Below are 868 nucleotides of genomic sequence, written 5' to 3'. Positions count from 1 at the left end.
CCCCCAATAATTGAGAATGTTCTTTTTTGCCAAAATCCCATACAAATAACTTATAGAAATATTCGGTAAGTGTAAAACTCAGTGGCTTCAAGATATAAGCGAATGGTAGTCAAAATTGGAGATTATAGATGATCCAAAGCTTTTGATTTAGCTAGAAACATAATGTTTTTTAGATAAAAGTCAAAGATCGCTCACAGTTGTGCAAGACTAGAAGAAAGAAATATGTTTAGAAAAACTAATTTAAACTAATAATTATGCTGGGTGCGATATCTGGTGATGAATTAACTCCGCTCCTGGGGCAAATCTATGGTAAAAATAAATATGCAATATAATAGTATAATTATCACCATAGCCACAGTTAATTTTGATAATATAGTCAGTTTCTATACTCAATTACTAGAACAAAAACCAAAGAAACTAATTCCCCATATCTATGCTGAATTTCAAATTTCTGGCTTAAAATTAGGGATTTTTAAACCCAAATCGGCAAACGAACCTGAATTTGTCACTTATGTCCAAAGTCCGCTAAGTTTGTGTTTAGAAGTGAATAATCTAGAAACCGCTATATCTCACCTGACATCTTTAGGCTGTACCCCACCCGGAGCGATTTCTACAGCTTCCCACGGTCAAGAAATTTATGCCTACGACCCCGACGGCAACAGATTAATTTTACACCAATCTCATCAAGAGGGAACAGGGAACAGGGAACAGGGAACAGGGAACAAGCAAATATTATTACCACTAACAACTGACAACTAACAACTGTACGGGCGAAGCATTTGGAGAACTATTTTTGGCAATGACCGATAATTTATCTTCCCAATGCTTCGCCCCTACTGACAACTAACAACTGTACGGGCGAAGCATT

At 36.4% G+C, this 868-nt stretch carries 1 protein-coding gene; it reads left to right on the top strand.

Annotation, left to right across the window (positions count from 1 at the left end; translation table 11 throughout):
- The first annotated feature begins 321 nt into the window (after positions 1-321).
- Positions 322-759 (top strand): VOC family protein, encoded by a 438-nt coding sequence (locus FJR06_RS02540; protein ID WP_051155190.1) that lies wholly within the window; start codon positions 322-324, stop codon positions 757-759.
- Positions 760-868: the final 109 nt, after the last annotated feature.

Source organism: Dolichospermum sp. UHCC 0352, assembly GCF_009711925.1.
Lineage (GTDB): Bacteria > Cyanobacteriota > Cyanobacteriia > Cyanobacteriales > Nostocaceae > Dolichospermum > Dolichospermum lemmermannii.
Note: the sequence above shows the minus strand (reverse complement) of the source record. Positions and strands in the feature narration are given on the sequence as shown.